Origin of the sequence: Pseudomonas sp. Pse79 (assembly GCF_024519615.1) — a bacterium.
GTDB classification, from domain to species: domain Bacteria; phylum Pseudomonadota; class Gammaproteobacteria; order Pseudomonadales; family Pseudomonadaceae; genus Aquipseudomonas; species Aquipseudomonas veronii.
In genome coordinates, this window is record NZ_JALJRR010000003.1 from 181,612 (window position 1) to 198,849 (window position 17,238).

Genomic DNA, 17,238 nt, shown 5'->3' on the forward strand with positions numbered 1-17,238 from the left:
GTGGCTGCCATGTTGAAAGTCAGTGTGTATCGCTACAACCCTGATCGGGACGCTGCGCCGTTCATGCAGGAATTCCAGGTCAATACCGGTGGTAAAGACTTGATGGTGCTGGATGTGCTGGCCCTGATCAAAGAGCAGGACGAAGGGTTCTCCTATCGTCGCTCTTGCCGTGAAGGTGTTTGCGGCTCCGACGGTATGAACATCAACGGCAAGAACGGCCTGGCGTGCATCACGCCGCTGTCCGCCGTGGTCAAAGGCAACAAGCTGATCATTCGTCCTCTGCCAGGTTTGCCGGTTATCCGTGACCTGGTCGTCGATATGAGCATCTTCTACAAGCAATACGAGAAGGTTAAGCCATTCCTGCAGAACGATACGCCGGCTCCGGCCATCGAGCGTCTGCAGTCCCCGGAAGAGCGCGAGAAGCTCGACGGCCTGTACGAGTGCATCCTGTGCGCTTGCTGCTCGACGTCGTGCCCGTCCTTCTGGTGGAACCCGGACAAATTCCTGGGCCCGGCTGCTCTGCTGCAAGCATATCGCTTCCTGGCAGACAGTCGTGACACCCAGACCTCCGAGCGTCTGGCTTCACTGGATGACCCGTTCAGCGTATTCCGCTGCCGCGGGATCATGAACTGCGTCAACGTATGTCCTAAAGGCCTGAACCCGACTAAGGCCATTGGTCACATCCGTAACATGCTGCTGCAAAGCGGCGTGTAATTGACGTTGTAGCAAAGCAGGACCGTTGTGCCCGTAAATGCTACGGCGCAGGCTTCAACCGGCGCCGTAGTCTTAACTTGAGCAGCGACTTACAAAGCCGCGGCTCTTATTTTGAAGAAATGAGACAAGCAGGGGCATTCGGGTTGGTACCCGAACTATCAGCGTGATCCTAAGTGGCTTGTTTTGGTCGCTGCACTTGGCCTTTTGCAAGCAAACTCGGTGTCGCCGCCGGTGGTGTCCCCAAATCGAGGGTGACCAAGCATGCAAGAAAGCGTGATGCAGCGCATGTGGAACAGCGGCTATCTTTCAGGTGGTAACGCTGCCTATGTGGAAGAGCTTTATGAGCTCTACCTGCACGACCCTAACGCTGTGCCAGAAGAATGGCGCACCAAATTTCAGACGTTGTCTTCAGACGGCAACGCTGCCACCGATGTATCGCACGCAACAATTCGCGATCAGTTCGTGCTGCTGGCAAAGAACCAGCGCCGCGCCCAACCGGTTTCAGCCGGAAGCGTGAGCAGTGAGCATGAGAAGAAGCAAGTTGAAGTACTGCGACTGATCCAGGCCTACCGTATGCGCGGCCACCAGGCGGCCCAGCTCGACCCGCTGGGGCTCTGGAAGCGTCCTGCACCTGCAGACCTGTCGATCAATCATTACGGCTTGACCAATGCCGATCTTGATACGACCTTCCGTGCCGGAGACCTGTTCATCGGCAAAGAGGAAGCGAGCCTACGCGAAATTCACGAAGCGTTGCAGCAGACATATTGCCGCACCATTGGCGCTGAGTTCACGCACATCACCGACTCCGAACAGCGTCACTGGTTCCAGCATCGCCTGGAAGGCGTGCGTGGCCGTCCGGTGTTGTCTGCCGATGTGCGCAGCCACCTGCTTGAGCGCGTGACCGCAGCCGAAGGCCTCGAAAAATACCTGGGCACCAAATACCCGGGCACCAAGCGTTTCGGCCTGGAAGGCGGCGAGAGCCTGATTCCGATGCTCGACGAGCTGATCCAGCGTTCCGGCTCCTACGGCACCAAGGAAATCGTGATCGGCATGGCCCACCGTGGCCGTCTCAACGTGCTGGTCAACACCTTCGGCAAGAACCCGCGCGACTTGTTCGACGAGTTCGAAGGCAAGAAAAAGGTCGAGCTGGGTTCCGGTGACGTTAAATACCACCAGGGCTTCTCGTCCAACGTGATGACCACCGGCGGTGAAGTTCACCTGGCCATGGCCTTCAACCCGTCCCACCTGGAAATCGTTTCTCCAGTGGTCGAGGGTTCGGTGCGCGCTCGCCAGGATCGTCGTAACGACGCGACCGGTGAGAAGGTTCTGCCGATTTCCATCCACGGCGACGCGGCATTCGCCGGTCAAGGCGTGGTCCTGGAAACCTTCCAGATGTCGCAGACCCGCGGCTTCAAGACCGGCGGTACCGTTCACATCGTCATCAACAACCAGGTGGGCTTCACCATCAGCAACCCGTTGGACGCGCGTTCCACCGAGTACGCCACCGACGTTGCCAAGATGATCCAGGCGCCGATCCTCCATGTGAATGGTGATGATCCGGAAGCCGTGCTGTTCGTGACCCAACTGGCTGTCGACTACCGCATGCAGTTCAAGCGTGACGTGGTGATCGACCTGGTTTGCTACCGCCGTCGCGGTCACAACGAAGCGGACGAACCAAGCGGCACCCAGCCGTTGATGTACCAGCAGATCACCAAGCAGCGCACCACCCGTGAGCTGTACGCCGAAAGCCTGACCAAGGCCGGTGTGGTTGACGAAGCGCGTGTTCAGGCGAAAGTCGACGAATACCGCAACGCGTTGGACAACGGTCTGCATGTTGTAAAAAGCCTGGTCAAAGAGCCGAACAAAGAGCTGTTCGTCGACTGGCGTCCGTACCTGGGCCACGCCTGGACTGCGCGTCACGATACGTCGTTCGATCTGAAGACTCTGCAGGAACTGTCTGCCAAGCTGCTGGAAATTCCTGACGGCTTCGTCGTACAGCGCCAGGTCGCGAAGATCTACGAAGACCGTCAGAAGATGCAAGCCGGCGGCCTGCCGATCAACTGGGGTTACGCCGAAACCATGGCGTATGCGACCCTGGCGTTCGAAGGTCACCCGATCCGCATGACCGGCCAGGACATCGGCCGTGGTACGTTCTCGCACCGTCACGCGGTTCTGCACAACCAGAAAGACGCAGGCACCTACATCCCGCTGCAACACCTGTACGAAGGCCAGCCACGTTTCGACCTGTACGATTCGTTCCTGTCCGAAGAAGCCGTACTGGCGTTCGAATACGGTTACTCGACCACCACGCCTAACGCGCTGGTGATCTGGGAAGCCCAGTTCGGCGACTTCGCCAACGGTGCCCAGGTGGTTATCGACCAGTTCATCACCAGCGGCGAGCACAAGTGGGGCCGTCTGTGCGGTCTGACCATGCTGCTGCCACACGGTTATGAAGGTCAGGGTCCGGAGCACTCCTCGGCCCGTCTGGAGCGTTACCTGCAGCTGTGCGCCGAGCACAACATCCAGGTGTGCGTGCCGACTACCCCGGCCCAGATCTACCACTTGCTGCGTCGCCAGGTCATTCGCCCGCTGCGCAAGCCGCTGGTAGTGCTGACGCCGAAATCGCTGTTGCGTCATAAATTGGCCATCTCGACCCTGGAAGATCTGGCGGAAGGCTCGTTCCAGACCGTTATTCCAGAAATCGATACACTGGACGCGGCCAAGGTCACTCGCCTGATCCTGTGCAGCGGCAAGGTCTACTACGATTTGCTGGAAAAACGCCGTGCCGAAGGCCGCGAAGACATCGCCATCGTGCGTATCGAGCAGCTTTACCCGTTCCCGGAAGATGACCTCATGGAGATCATCGCGCCTTACACCAACCTCACTCATGTAGTGTGGTGTCAGGAAGAACCGATGAACCAGGGCGCCTGGTACAGCAGCCAGCATCATCTGCGTCGCAGCGTTGGTAACCACAACAAGGCCCTGGGCCTGGAATACGCCGGTCGCGATGCTTCTGCCGCGCCTGCCTGTGGTTATGCATCGATGCACGCCGAGCAGCAGGAAAAACTCCTGCAAGATGCTTTCACTGTTTAACGCCTTCGCGCTGACTGAAACCGAATTTTAAGGACCCACAGATAATGGCTATCGAAATCAAAGCCCCGACATTCCCGGAATCGGTTGCCGATGGCACCATTGCCACTTGGCACAAGAAACCAGGCGAGGCTGTAAAGCGTGACGAACTGATCGTCGACATCGAGACCGACAAAGTCGTTCTGGAAGTGTTGGCTGAAGCTGACGGCGTGTTGGGCGCGATCATTGCCAACGAAGGCGATACCGTCCTGTCCAACCAGGTACTGGGCTCGATCGAAGCGGGCAGCGCTGCTGCCGCTCCGGCTGCCGCTGCACCGGCTGTTGCTGCTTCTGCTCCAGCTGCCGCTCCGGCGGCGGGTGGCGAAGATCCAATCGCCGCACCGGCTGCTCGTCAGCTGGCCGAAGAGAACGGCATCAACCTGGCTTCCATCAAAGGCACCGGCAAAGACGGCCGTGTGACCAAGGAAGACGTGGTTGCTGCCGTTGAAGCCAAGAAAAACGCTCCAGCTGCCGCGCCTGCCAAGGCTGCAGCACCTGCTGCCGCTGCTCCTGTGTTCGCCGCTGGCGACCGCACCGAGAAGCGCGTGCCGATGACCCGCGTGCGTGCCACCGTGGCCAAGCGTCTGGTTGAAGCACAGTCGAACATGGCGATGCTGACCACCTTCAACGAAGTCGACATGACCGAAGTCATGGCCCTGCGTTCGAAGTACAAGGACCTGTTCGAGAAGAGCCACAACGGCGTGCGCCTGGGCTTCATGTCGTTCTTCGTGAAAGCGGCCACCGAAGCGCTGAAACGCTTCCCGGCAGTCAACGCTTCCATCGACGGCAGCGACATCGTTTACCATGGTTATGCAGACGTCGGCGTTGCCGTGTCCAGCGACCGCGGCCTGGTGGTTCCGGTTCTGCGTAACGCCGAGCTGATGAGCCTGGCTGAAATCGAAGGCGGCATCGCCGGCTTCGGCAAGAAAGCCCGTGACGGCAAGCTGACCATCGACGAGATGACCGGCGGCACCTTCACCATCACCAACGGTGGTACCTTCGGTTCGATGATGTCGACTCCGATCGTCAACCCGCCGCAAGCTGCGATCCTGGGCATGCACAACATCATCCAGCGTCCGATGGCCATCAACGGCCAAGTCGTGATCCGTCCGATGATGTACCTGGCGCTGTCTTACGATCACCGCCTGATCGATGGTAAAGAAGCCGTGACTTTCCTGGTGACCATCAAGAACCTGCTGGAAGACCCAGCTCGTCTGCTGCTGGATATCTGATAGAAGCAGCTGCGGGCCTCAAGTGACAGGCTGCCGGATACGGCAGTCGGGCTTGGGGCCTGCGGCTTGACAGCTTGCTGCTAAATAGAGGAACTATTTTCATGTCGCAGAAATTTGACGTTGTAGTGATTGGTGCAGGTCCTGGCGGCTATGTTGCCGCTATCAAGGCCGCACAACTGGGCCTCTCGACTGCTTGCATCGAAAAATACACCGACAAGGAAGGCAAACTGGCACTGGGCGGTACTTGCCTGAACGTTGGTTGCATTCCTTCCAAGGCGCTGCTGGACAGCTCCTGGAAATTCCACGAAGCGCAAAGCGGTTTTGCCATCCACGGCATCAGCCACGCTGGCGTGACCATGGACGTACCCGCGATGGTTGGCCGTAAAGCCAACATCGTCAAAGGCCTGACCTCCGGCGTTGCCACCCTGTTCAAGGCCAACGGCGTAACTTCCCTGCAAGGCCACGGCAAGCTGCTGGCTGGCAAGAAAGTTGAAATCACCAAGCCGGACGGTTCGGTCGAAATCATCGAAGCCGAAAACGTGATCCTGGCTCCAGGTTCGCGTCCGATCGACATTCCACCAGCACCTGTTGACCAGAAAGTCATCGTTGATTCGACCGGCGCCCTGGAATTCCAAGCAGTTCCCAAGCGTCTGGGCGTGATCGGCGCCGGCGTGATCGGCCTGGAACTGGGTTCGGTCTGGTCCCGCCTGGGTTCCCAGGTCACTGTGCTCGAAGCCCTGGACACGTTCCTGCTGGCTGCTGACACCGCAGTGTCCAAGGAAGCCCTGAAAACCCTGACCAAACAGGGTCTGGACATCAAGCTGGGCGCTCGCGTGACCGGCTCGAAGGTCAACGGCGAAGAAGTGGTCGTGACCTACACCGACAAGGATGGCGAACAGACCATCACCTTCGACAAGCTGATCGTAGCCGTTGGTCGCCGTCCAGTGACCACCGACCTGCTGGCAGCCGACAGCGGCGTGAACATCGACGAGCGTGGTTTCATCCACGTTGACGATCACTGCGCTACCACCGTTCCAGGCGTCTACGCCATTGGTGACGTGGTTCGCGGCATGATGCTGGCGCACAAGGCTTCCGAAGAAGGCATCATGGTTGTCGAGCGCATCAAGGGCCACAAAACCCAGATGAACTACGACCTGGTCCCATCGGTTATCTACACCCACCCGGAAATTGCATGGGTCGGCAAGAACGAACAGCAGTTGAAAGCTGAAGGCGTTGAAGTTAACGTCGGCACCTTCCCGTTCGCTGCTTCTGGTCGTGCCATGGCAGCCAACGACACCGGTGGTTTTGTCAAAGTCATCGCTGATGCCAAGACTGACCGCGTATTGGGCGTCCATGTGATTGGCCCAGGCGCAGCAGAACTGGTCCAGCAGGGCGCAATCGGTATGGAATTCGGCACCAGTGCCGAGGACATCGGCATGATGGTTTTCTCCCATCCGACCCTGTCCGAAGCATTGCACGAAGCCGCGCTGGCAGTGAATGGTCATGCCATTCACATCGCGAACAAGAAGAAGCGCTAAAACGAGATAATAAGAAACCACGGCGGTTGCCCCTCGTGAGCCTTGCGCGCAAGACTCACCGCGGAATATCCGCTGGACGCAGTCTTGCGCAGCTTGACCGGGCTTGAGTCCGGCAAGTTGCGTAAGCAGCAGTCACAGGTGGCGCGGCACTCATAATGAGCGCAGCGCCGAATGCGCAGTACCTAACGAAGACGGTAAAAAGCATGAATCTTCACGAGTATCAGGGTAAGCAGCTGTTCGCTGAATACGGCCTGCCAGTATCCCAGGGCTACGCAGTAGACACCCCGGAAGCAGCAGCAGAAGCTTGCGATAAAATCGGCGGGACCGAATGGGTTGTAAAAGCCCAGGTTCACGCAGGTGGTCGCGGTAAAGCGGGCGGCGTTAAGCTGGTTCGCAGCAAAGAAGACGCCAAGGCCTTCGCACAGCAGTGGCTGGGCAAGCGTCTGGTGACTTACCAGACTGATGCCAATGGCCAGCCAGTCACCAAGATCCTGGTTGAATCGTGCACTGATATCGCTAAAGAGCTGTACCTGGGCGCTGTCGTTGACCGTTCGAGCCGTCGCATCGTGTTCATGGCTTCCACCGAAGGTGGCGTGGACATCGAGAAGATCGCTCACGATACCCCTGAAAAAATTCTGAAAGCCACTATCGATCCACTGGTTGGCGCTCAGCCATTCCAGGGTCGCGAGCTGGCTTTCCAGCTGGGTCTGGAAGGCAAGCAAGTTGCCCAGTTCGCCAAGATCTTCGTAGGTCTGGCCAAACTGTTCCAGGATCACGATCTGGCCCTGCTGGAAGTGAACCCGCTGGTGATCAAGGCTGACGGCGATCTGCATTGCCTCGATGCCAAGATCAACATCGACGCCAACGCCATGTACCGTCAGCCTAAGCTGAAGACTTTCCACGATCCGTCGCAAGACGATCCGCGCGAAGCGCACGCTGCCAAGTTCGAACTGAACTACGTAGCCCTGGAAGGTAACATCGGCTGCATGGTCAACGGTGCCGGCCTGGCCATGGGTACCATGGACATCGTCAACCTGCATGGCGGCAAACCAGCCAACTTCCTCGACGTGGGCGGTGGTGCTACCAAAGAACGCGTAACCGAAGCCTTCAAGATCATCCTGTCCGACTCCAACGTCGCTGCAGTACTGGTCAACATCTTCGGCGGCATCGTTCGTTGCGACATGATTGCCGAAGGCATCATCGGTGCAGTGAAAGAAGTCGGCGTGAAAATCCCGGTTGTTGTTCGCCTTGAAGGTAACAACGCTGAACTGGGCGCTAAAGTACTGGCAGAAAGCGGTTTGAACATCATCGCGGCTACCAGCCTGACCGACGCTGCTCAACAAGTTGTCAAAGCTGCGGAGGGCAAATAATGAGCGTCCTGATCAATAAAGACACCAAAGTTATCTGCCAGGGTATTACCGGTTCGCAAGGTAGCTTCCACACCCAGCAAGCCATCGAATACGGCACCAAGATGGTTGGTGGTGTAACTCCGGGCAAAGGCGGCACCGAGCACCTGGGCCTGCCAGTGTTCAACACCGTTAAAGACGCAGTAGCTGCCACTGGCGCGACCGCCAGCGTGATCTACGTTCCGGCTCCTTTCTGCAAAGACTCGATCCTGGAAGCGGCGTTCGGCGGCATCAAGCTGATCGTGTGCATCACCGAAGGCATTCCTACCCTGGATATGCTGGATGCCAAGGTCAAGTGCGACGAGCTGGGCGTGGTCCTGATCGGTCCTAACTGCCCAGGCGTGATCACTCCAGGCGAATGCAAGATCGGCATCATGCCTGGTCACATTCACTTGCCAGGTAAAGTCGGTATCGTTTCCCGTTCCGGCACCCTGACCTACGAAGCTGTGAAGCAGACCACTGACGCCGGTTTCGGTCAGTCGACTTGCGTCGGCATCGGCGGTGACCCGATCCCAGGCTCGAACTTCATCGACATCCTGAAGCTGTTCCAGGAAGACCCGAAGACCGAAGCGATCGTCATGATCGGTGAGATCGGCGGTTCGGCTGAAGAAGAAGCGGCTGCCTACATCAAGGCCCACGTGACCAAGCCGGTTGTTTCCTACATCGCTGGTGTGACTGCCCCTGCTGGCAAGCGCATGGGCCATGCTGGCGCAATCATCTCTGGCGGCAAAGGCACTGCAGACGAAAAATTCGCTGCACTGCAAGACGCAGGCGTAAAAACCGTGCGTTCGCTGGCAGACATCGGCAAGGCCTTGGCCGAGCTGACCGGTTGGGCAGTCAAGTAAGCCTCGCGCTTAACTGACGCTTCACCAGCAAAGGCCACCTTCGGGTGGCCTTTGTGCATTCTGGGCGGCCCATTTATTGAAATGTACTTGGTCCCATGTGGGAGGGGGCTTGCTCCCGATAGCGGTGGCTCAGTCACTGATGATGTGATTGAACCTCCGCTATCGGGAGCAAGCTCCCTCCCACATTTTTTGTCTGTATTGCCACATTAAGTATGAAAACACGACATTCCAATGTCGCTTATCGGACAGTTCGCCCTGCAACAGTGCGTTTATCGGCCAAATTCTGTAACCTTGCCGCCTCTTTAAGCGCTCGCATCCCAAAAGGAAGCCGCGCGCTAGACCGGTCGGTGCCCACAAGGGCCGGCAGCATTTCCCTCATCCATAGGGAAGCCCTCTCTAAATTCCGATTCAGTAGTGTGGTATTTCCTCAAATGAAAGTGTTGAAAAGCCAGGACATCCTGGCGTTGGGCTTCATGACTTTTGCCCTGTTTGTGGGGGCCGGCAACATCATCTTCCCGCCTATCGTTGGTTTGCAGTCCGGGCCCCATGTCTGGATGGCGGCGTTGGGTTTCCTGATCACCGCAGTCGGGCTCCCGGTGGTCACCGTGATCGCCCTGGCCAAGGTCGGTGGTGGTATGGATGCGTTGAGCAGCCCGATCGGCAAGATCGCCGGTGGCCTGCTGGCGGCGGCAGCGTATCTGGCGGTAGGGCCGCTGTTCGCCACCCCGCGTACCGCGACCGTGTCCTTTGAAGTGGGCCTGGCGCCGTTGACCGGTGAAAGCCCGCTGGCGCTGTTCCTCTACAGCTCGGTGTACTTTCTGGTGGTGTTTTTCGTCTCCCTGTACCCGGGCCGTCTGTTGGACACCGTGGGCCGTTTCCTTGCGCCGCTGAAAATCATCGCGCTGTCCATCCTTGGTATCGCCGCGTTTGCCTTGCCGGCCGGTGATGTGGGCGTCGCCAACCCGGAATACGTGGCCGCGCCGTTCTCCCAAGGCTTTATCAATGGTTACCTGACCATGGATACCCTGGGCGCGCTGGTGTTCGGTATCGTGATCGTCAACGCGATCCGTTCCCGTGGTGTCGAATCGCCTAAATTGATCACCCGCTACGCGATCATTGCCGGGCTGATTGCCGGCGTCGGCCTGGCGTTGGTGTATGTCAGCCTGTTCCGCCTCGGGGCGGGCAGCCATGAGATCGCCGCCGGTGCCGCCAATGGCGCCGCTGTCCTGCATGCCTACGTGCAACACACCTTTGGTTCCCTGGGCAGTGGCTTCCTGGCCGTGCTGATCTCCCTGGCCTGCCTGGTCACCGCCGTCGGCCTGACCTGTGCCTGCGCCGAGTACTTCAGCCGGATCCTGCCGCTGTCCTACAAGACCCTGGTGGTGATCCTGGCGCTGTTCTCGCTGTTCGTGTCCAACCTGGGCCTGACCAAACTGATCGCGTTTTCGATCCCGGTGCTCACTGCGATCTACCCGCCATGCATCGTGCTGGTGGCTTTGAGCTTCTGCAAAGACTTCTGGCAGGAGCAGAGCCGCATCGTTGGCCCGGTGATGTTGGTGTCGTTCATCTTCGGCTGCATCGATGCGCTCAAGGGCGCCGGCCTGGCGGGCTGGATGCCGTCGCAATTGGCCAACCTGCCGTTGAGCGAGCAGGGCCTGGCGTGGCTGGTGCCATCGGTGATGATGCTGGTGGCCGCGGTGGTGGTTGACCGCATGCTGGGCAAGCGCAGCGAAGCGGTCGCGTAACCCCCGGCTTCAGGCTGTATTGAAATGCCCCGTATCGATTGATACGGGGCATTTTTTATGGGCGGCGGGCAGTGTCTTTTTCCGTGGGCTAACGTCGAAGGAGTAACGCAAAGCTCAAGCTGGAACCCGGCGCCCACACTTAACCGGGTTCATGAAATCTGTCGTGTATAAGGACCCGCATGCCGTTTATCGAAGCCAACCTGATCCACTTGCTTGCCGCCCTCTGGTTCGTCCTCTGTTGGGGCGGCTACACCCGTTATGCCACCTGGAAAGCCCGCGACACTGCATGCCTGGCCAGCGTGCTGCACCTGTATCGCGAAGACTGGATGCGTCGCATGCTGCTGCGTGACAACCGCATCGCCGACGCCAGTGTGATTGGCAATCTTGAGCGCAACGCCTCGTTCTTCGCCTCCAGCACCTTGATCATCCTTGCGGGCATTCTCACCGTGTTGGGCGCCTCGGAGCGGGCGGTTTCATTGCTGGCCGATATTCCCCTGGTGCAGCAGGCATCCCAGGGTATGTCGGAGATCAAGCTGCTGTGCCTGGCACTGGTGTTCGTCTACGCGTTCTTCACGTTCAGCTGGTGCATGCGCCAGTACAACTTTGCCGCGGTGCTGGTGGGGTCGGCGCCGATGATCGGTGAGCGGCACGTGTCGGAGCAGGAGCGCAAGGCGTTTGCCCTGCGGGCGGCGCGGGTGATTTCGATGGCGGCCAACCAGTTCAACTTTGGCCTGCGCGCTTATTACTTCGGGATGACCATGCTGGCATGGTTTGTCAGCCCCTGGCTGTTCATGTCGATGAGCGCCGGGGTGGTATTGGTGCTGTATCGCCGAGAGTTTCATTCCGACGTGCTGCAAGTGATGGTGTATACGCAGACCGATACGTCGCTGCCGGACGTGGCCAAAGACCCGGTGGCGTAAAGCGCTGCGGGCATAGCGCCGGTTTATCGCACTGCGCGCCAACAGCAGACAAAGTAAAGCCCGCTATCTAAGCGGGCTTTCTTTTTGCAGCCAAGCTATTTCAAGCCCCGGTATCAAGAACCGGTTGCTGGGGTAGCAGGTGCTGCTTCTTGTGCTGCGGCTTTGTTCGATTCGGCCTGAGCTTTGGCAGCATCGCCGTTTTCTTTCGCAGCTTCGTTCACTTTATCCTGTGCTGCAGCCATATCTTTCTGAGCTTGCTCAGAGTGCGCGGCGGCATCTTGGGCCTTGTTTTCGGATTTCTTGTCGCAGGCAGCGAGACCGAGGGCAGCGGCCAGCATCATGGAAATAGCTAAAGTCTTGCGCATTGGGTGTTTCTCCTTAGTGAAGATATCTACTGGCCTTTCGAGCACATGGGGCCAGCATTAGTTCCTTATATCCCACAGATATATAAAGCATTTTCCCAAGGAACTTTTTCCGACGGTCCATACTGCGCCGGACCCACATTCATCAGAGTCTGAACCGAATGACCGAAAATCCCTTGTTAGAGCGTGCCAAGCGCTTTATTTCAGCGTTGCGCCATTGCCAGGTGCTGGGTATTGCCGTTCATCAAGCCAGCGAGGAGGGGATTACCCTGGTTCTGCCCTACAGCCCGATGATCGTGGGTGATCCCCAGACGGGCGTGATCCATGGTGGCGCATTGACCTCGCTGATGGACACCGCCTGCGGCATGGCCACCCTGTGCGTGTTGCCGGAGTTCGAGGTGTGCCCGACCCTCGACCTGCGCATCGACTACATGCATCCCGCCGAACCGCACAAGCCGGTGTATGGTTTCGCTCAGTGCTACCGGGTGACCACCGACGTGATTTTCACCCGTGGTTTCGCTTATCAGGACGACCCGCAACAACCCGTCGCCCACACGGTGGGGACATTCATGCGTATGGGCAAGCGCCTCAAGGGCGCGCAGGGGCTGGGCAGTACAGTCACGGGAGAACAGGTATGACACATCACTTCAAGACACGTCTGGAGCAGGCCCATGAGCACGGCAACTACAAGGCGCTGCTCGATCTGATCCCCTACGCCAAGCTGATCGGCATCGAATGCACGCGGATAGGCGATGAGCTGCTGTTCCGCCTGCCGGCCAACAAGGACAACATTGGTAACCCAATATTGCCGGCGCTGCACGGCGGTGTGATTGCAGGCTTTATGGAACTCTGCGCCGCGTTGCACCTGCTGGTGTTCACCGGCGCACCGGGCCTGCCGAAAATCATCGACTTTTCCCTGGATTACCTGCGCGCCGGCCAGTTTCGCGACACTTACGCCAAGTGCCAGGTCTGGCGCCAAGGTCGACGGGTGGCGAACGTGTCGATCACCGCCTGGCAAAGCACCGCGGCCGAACCCATCGCCACCGCCCGCGCGCATTTCAAGATCGGAGAAGTGTCCCGCCCTTGAAATCCTGGTCTTAGCCCCCAACTTTGATGACAACCCGCCGCCAACCCTTCAGGGCGCGGCCACTGCCATCCAATTGGAGTTTGATGACCATGAGTGTGGAAACTCAAAAGGAAACCCTGGGCTTCCAGACCGAGGTGAAGCAACTGCTGCACCTCATGATCCATTCGCTGTATTCCAACAAGGAAATTTTCCTTCGCGAGTTGATCTCGAACGCCTCTGACGCTGTCGACAAATTACGTTTCGAAGCCCTGTCCAAGCCGGAGTTGCTGGAAGGCGGCGCCGAACTGAAAATCCGCGTGAGCTTCGACAAAGACGCCAAGACCGTCACCCTCGAAGATAACGGTATCGGCATGAGCCGTGAGGATGCGATCACCCACCTGGGGACCATCGCCAAATCCGGCACTGCCGATTTCATGAAGCACCTTTCGGGCGACCAGAAGAAAGATTCGCACCTGATTGGCCAGTTCGGCGTGGGCTTCTACTCGGCCTTCATCGTCGCCGACAAGGTTGAAGTGTTCAGCCGCCGCGCCGGCCTTGACGCCAGCGAAGGCGTGCATTGGTCTTCGAAAGGCGAGGGCGAGTTTGAAGTCGCTACCCTCGACAAGGCTGATCGCGGTACGCGCATCGTGCTGCACCTGAAACCCGGTGAAGACGAATTTGCCGATGGCTGGCGCCTGCGCAACATCATCAAGAAGTATTCCGACCACATCGCCCTGCCGATCGAATTGCCGAAAGAGCAGGCCGCCGCCGAAGGCGAAGAAGCACCGGCCGTTGAGTGGGAAACCGTCAACCGCGCCAGCGCTCTGTGGACCCGTCCGCGTACCGAGATCAAGGACGAGGAATACCAGGAGTTCTACAAGCACATCGGGCACGACTACGAAAACCCGCTGAGCTGGAGCCACAACAAGGTCGAAGGCAAGCTGGAATACAGCTCGCTGCTCTACGTACCGGCCCGCGCGCCGTTCGACCTGTACCAGCGCGAAGCGCCAAAGGGCCTGAAGCTCTACGTGCAGCGCGTGTTCGTGATGGACCAGGCGGAATCGTTCCTGCCGCTGTACCTGCGCTTTATCAAAGGCGTGGTCGACTCCAACGACCTGTCGCTGAACGTGTCGCGGGAAATCCTGCAGAAAGACCCGATCATCGACTCCATGAAGTCGGCGCTGACCAAGCGCGTCCTCGACATGCTGGAAAAACTGGCGAAGAACGAGCCTGAGCAATACAAAGGCTTCTGGAAGAACTTCGGCCAGGTCATGAAAGAAGGCCCGGCGGAAGATTTCGCCAACAAGGAAAAAATCGCCGGCCTGCTGCGTTTTGCCTCCACCCAGGGCGAAGACGGCGAGCAGGTGGTGTCCCTGGCCGAGTACCTGGCACGCGCCAAGGAAGGTCAGGACAAGATCTACTACCTGACGGGCGAGACCTACGCTCAGGTCAAGAACAGCCCGCACCTGGAAGTCTTCCGCAAGAAAGGCATCGAAGTGCTGCTGCTGACCGACCGTATCGATGAGTGGCTGATGAGCTACCTCAGCGAATTCGACGGTAAGACCTTCGTCGACGTGGCGCGTGGCGACCTGGACCTGGGCAACCTGGATTCCGAAGAAGACAAAAAAGCCGCTGAAGAAGTGGCCAAGTCCAAGGAAGGCCTGGTTGAGCGGATCAAGGCCTCCCTGGGCGACGCCGTCAGCGAAGTGCGGGTTTCCCACCGTCTGACCGACTCCCCGGCGATCCTGGCCATCGGCGAGCAGGACCTGGGCATGCAGATGCGTCAGATCCTCGAAGCCAGCGGTCAGAAGGTACCGGACTCCAAGCCGATCTTCGAATTCAACCCGGCTCACCCGCTGATCGAGAAACTCGACGGCGAACAGAGCGAAGAGCGTTTTGGCGACCTGTCGCACATCCTCTTCGACCAGGCAGCCCTGGCTGCCGGCGACAGCCTGAAAGACCCGGCCGCCTATGTGCGCCGACTGAACAAGCTGTTGGTTGAACTGTCGGTTTAACCCCGTTGTAGAAAAACCCGCTTCGGCGGGTTTTTTCGTTCTTGTGCAACCTCAACTGGAGTAAATGATGAGCCAAGTCACTGTGCGTTCCGTGGTCTATCAGATTGATGGCCAGTCTTATGAAAGCCGCCTGGCCTTCGATGCCAGCCAAACCGGCCCGCTGCCGGGCCTGTTGATGGCACCGAACTGGATGGGCGTGAGTGCAGGGGCCGAAGAGATTGCCAAGCGCGTCGCCAGCAAAGGCTACGTGGTGCTGATCGCCGACCTGTACGGGCAAACCGTGCGCCCGTCGAATAACGATGAAGCCGGTGCGGCGATGATGCCGTTGAAGAATGACCGCCCGTTGCTGAACAAGCGCATGCAGGCCGCGTTAGCGCAACTGCAAGGCCAGAGCGAAGCTGCGGTGGATACGTCCAGGTTGGCCACCTTCGGTTTCTGCTTCGGCGGTTGCTGTGCGCTGGAGCTGGCGCGCACCGGCGCAGCGTTGAAGGCTGCGGTGTCGTTCCACGGCACCCTCGACACGCCAAACCCGGCGGATGCGAAGAACATCAAGGGTTCCGTGCTGGTGTTGCATGGTGCTTCCGACCCGCTGGTGCCGAAAGCACAACTGCCAGCGTTCGAAGATGAGATGAACGCGGCCGGTGTGGATTGGCAACTGCTGAGCTATGGCGGTGCGGTGCATTCCTTCACCGACCCGCATGCCAACGTGCCGGGCATGATGATGTACGACGCGAAGACCGCTGCGCGGGCCTTCCAGTCGATGCATAACTTGTTGGATGAAGTGTTCAAGGGCTAAGTCTCTGGCGTCTGTCCTGGCCTCATCGTGAACAAGCCTGCTCCCACATTCGAGCGCATTCCTACAGGGTAAACGCGGTTAAATGTGGGAGCAGGCGGCTATCTCACCGGCAACTCAATTCTTTCGGTTTCACCGGGCACCGTTGGCCAATCCCCAGCCGCCCAACGCTGCCGGGCCTGCTCGATCACGGCCGGGTCGCTCGCGACAAAATTCCAGTTGATCCGGCGTGGCCCATCCAGCGGCGCGCCACCGAACACCACCAGGTGACAATCGCTGTCGGCAGACAGGGTCATCGCCTGTCCGCTCGGCAACACCACCAGGCTGTGTGCCTCAAGCGGCTCACCGTCCAATTGCACGTCACCCTCCAGCACATACACCGCGCGTTCTTCATGCTCGTCGGGGATCAGCAGGGTGGTGGCCGTCTGCATCTGCACATCGGCGTACAGCGTGGGCGACAGCACCGGCACCGGTGATTTGAGGCAGAAGCCATTGCCGGCGATCAGGCGGACCTGCACGCCCAGGTTGTCGCTGACCGGTAGGTCAGCCGCTGGATGGTGGCTGTAATGCCCCGGGCCGCTCTCGTGGTCCTTGGGGGAGGCGAGCCACACTTGCAGCCCATGCAGGCTGAACCCCTTGCTCTTGATTGCTTCGGGCGTGCGCTCGACGTGGGCAATCGCGCTGCCGGCGGTCATCCAGCTCACATCGCCGGCCTGCACCATTTGGTCCGAACCGAGGCTGTCCTTGTGCTGCAAGGTGCCTTCGAACAGGTAGGTGAGGGTCGACAGGCCGATGTGCGGATGCTGGCGGATATTCATGCCGCTGCCCGGTGCATAGCGGGTCGCCAGCATATGGTCGAAAAACACGAACGGCCCGACGCTACGGCATTCTCGCGATGGCAGCGGGCGCAGGATGGGCTGGCCTTCGACATCTTCGAGGCGAGGGCGGATCACGGTGAGGGTGGTCATGGTGCGTCCCTGTCGGAGCGGGTTGGATAGCCCTGAGCATAACCCGCTCGACCGGAGGTTGCCGCTATTGGCTGAAGGCACCTTCCGACAATTTCGTCTCGATACTCACCTCGGCGGTGGTCATCAGCTTGTGTATCGGGCAGCGGTCGGCGATGCGGTGCAGTTCGTCGCGTTGCTGATCGGTGAGCACGCCCTTGAGCGTCAGCTTGACGTTGAGGTGGTACTTGCCCTTTTGCTCTTCGCTGTCGTCGTGGGTGATTTCCACGGTTACGCCGGTCAGCGGGATGCCCTTTCTCTGCGCATACAGCTTCAGGGTCAGGGCCTTACACGACGCCAGGGCTGCGTCGAAATAGTCGTGGGGCGAGGGCGCGGTGTCGTCACCGCCCAGGCTTTTGGGCAGATCGGTGAACAACTCGTGGTTATCGATGTTGAGGCTGTGGCGGAAGTTGTCGGCATTCAGGGTGTTGACGGTAACAGGCATGGCGAACCTCTCAAGCGTGGCAGG

15 protein-coding genes are annotated in these 17,238 nt (G+C 59.1%); 12 read left to right on the forward strand and 3 right to left on the reverse strand.

The window, feature by feature from the left end; all coding sequences use genetic code 11:
* Positions 1-9 precede the first annotated feature (9 nt).
* The 8 genes from NR164_RS06440 (at position 10) to NR164_RS06475 (ending at position 11,529) form a co-directional block, all read left to right on the forward strand.
* The gene (locus NR164_RS06440; protein WP_017846766.1) at positions 10-714 is read left to right on the forward strand and encodes a succinate dehydrogenase iron-sulfur subunit; all 705 of its coding nucleotides are present in this window, start codon (positions 10-12) and stop codon (positions 712-714) included.
* A gap of 261 nt (positions 715-975) precedes the next feature.
* Positions 976-3,807 (forward strand): 2-oxoglutarate dehydrogenase E1 component, encoded by a 2,832-nt coding sequence (locus NR164_RS06445; protein ID WP_169881509.1) that lies wholly within the window; start codon positions 976-978, stop codon positions 3,805-3,807.
* A gap of 44 nt (positions 3,808-3,851) precedes the next feature.
* Entirely contained in the window at positions 3,852-5,075 is a 1,224-nt protein-coding gene (odhB, locus tag NR164_RS06450) for a 2-oxoglutarate dehydrogenase complex dihydrolipoyllysine-residue succinyltransferase (protein ID WP_017846768.1), read from the forward strand.
* A gap of 101 nt (positions 5,076-5,176) precedes the next feature.
* Complete coding sequence (lpdA, locus tag NR164_RS06455) at positions 5,177-6,613, forward strand: dihydrolipoyl dehydrogenase (protein WP_046384196.1); 1,437 nt, start codon at positions 5,177-5,179, stop codon at positions 6,611-6,613.
* 203 nt (positions 6,614-6,816) lie between these two features.
* Positions 6,817-7,983 (forward strand): ADP-forming succinate--CoA ligase subunit beta, encoded by a 1,167-nt coding sequence (sucC, locus tag NR164_RS06460; RefSeq protein WP_017846770.1) that lies wholly within the window; start codon positions 6,817-6,819, stop codon positions 7,981-7,983.
* Positions 7,983-8,864 (forward strand): succinate--CoA ligase subunit alpha, encoded by an 882-nt coding sequence (gene sucD, locus NR164_RS06465; RefSeq protein WP_003172813.1) that lies wholly within the window; start codon positions 7,983-7,985, stop codon positions 8,862-8,864. Before sucC ends, sucD begins: the two co-directional genes overlap by 1 nt.
* Before the next feature lie 431 nt (positions 8,865-9,295).
* On the forward strand, positions 9,296-10,609 hold the full coding sequence (brnQ, locus tag NR164_RS06470; RefSeq protein ID WP_057003705.1) for a branched-chain amino acid transport system II carrier protein: 1,314 nt from the start codon (positions 9,296-9,298) through the stop codon (positions 10,607-10,609).
* Positions 10,610-10,788: 179 nt separating this feature from the next.
* Positions 10,789-11,529 carry a DUF599 domain-containing protein gene (locus NR164_RS06475; protein WP_017846772.1) on the forward strand — a complete coding sequence of 247 codons (741 nt, stop codon included), beginning with the start codon at positions 10,789-10,791 and terminating at the stop codon, positions 11,527-11,529.
* Between the two features lie 113 nt (positions 11,530-11,642).
* Here NR164_RS06475 and NR164_RS06480 read toward each other — a convergent pair whose 3' ends face one another.
* Entirely contained in the window at positions 11,643-11,894 is a 252-nt protein-coding gene (locus tag NR164_RS06480; RefSeq protein WP_017846773.1) for a hypothetical protein, read from the reverse strand.
* 158 nt (positions 11,895-12,052) lie between these two features.
* On the opposite strand from NR164_RS06480, the gene NR164_RS06485 reads away from it, so the two are divergent.
* The 4 genes from NR164_RS06485 (at position 12,053) to NR164_RS06500 (ending at position 15,768) form a co-directional block, all read left to right on the forward strand.
* On the forward strand, positions 12,053-12,529 hold the full coding sequence (locus NR164_RS06485; protein WP_256822503.1) for a PaaI family thioesterase: 477 nt from the start codon (positions 12,053-12,055) through the stop codon (positions 12,527-12,529).
* The gene (locus tag NR164_RS06490; RefSeq protein WP_017846775.1) at positions 12,526-12,978 is read left to right on the forward strand and encodes a PaaI family thioesterase; all 453 of its coding nucleotides are present in this window, start codon (positions 12,526-12,528) and stop codon (positions 12,976-12,978) included. The genes NR164_RS06485 and NR164_RS06490 overlap by 4 nt, the downstream gene beginning before the upstream one ends.
* Positions 12,979-13,067: 89 nt before the next feature.
* Positions 13,068-14,972: a molecular chaperone HtpG gene (gene htpG / locus NR164_RS06495; protein ID WP_017846776.1), complete on the forward strand. Its 1,905-nt coding sequence runs from the start codon at positions 13,068-13,070 to the stop codon at positions 14,970-14,972.
* Between the two features lie 67 nt (positions 14,973-15,039).
* Positions 15,040-15,768: a dienelactone hydrolase family protein gene (locus NR164_RS06500; protein ID WP_046384193.1), complete on the forward strand. Its 729-nt coding sequence runs from the start codon at positions 15,040-15,042 to the stop codon at positions 15,766-15,768.
* A gap of 98 nt (positions 15,769-15,866) precedes the next feature.
* Here NR164_RS06500 and NR164_RS06505 read toward each other — a convergent pair whose 3' ends face one another.
* Positions 15,867-16,733, reverse strand: coding sequence for a pirin family protein (locus NR164_RS06505; protein WP_102618156.1), 867 nt, complete (start codon positions 16,731-16,733; stop codon positions 15,867-15,869).
* A 64-nt stretch (positions 16,734-16,797) separates the two neighbouring features.
* Positions 16,798-17,214 (reverse strand): OsmC family protein, encoded by a 417-nt coding sequence (locus NR164_RS06510; protein WP_046384191.1) that lies wholly within the window; start codon positions 17,212-17,214, stop codon positions 16,798-16,800.
* Positions 17,215-17,238 lie beyond the last annotated feature (24 nt).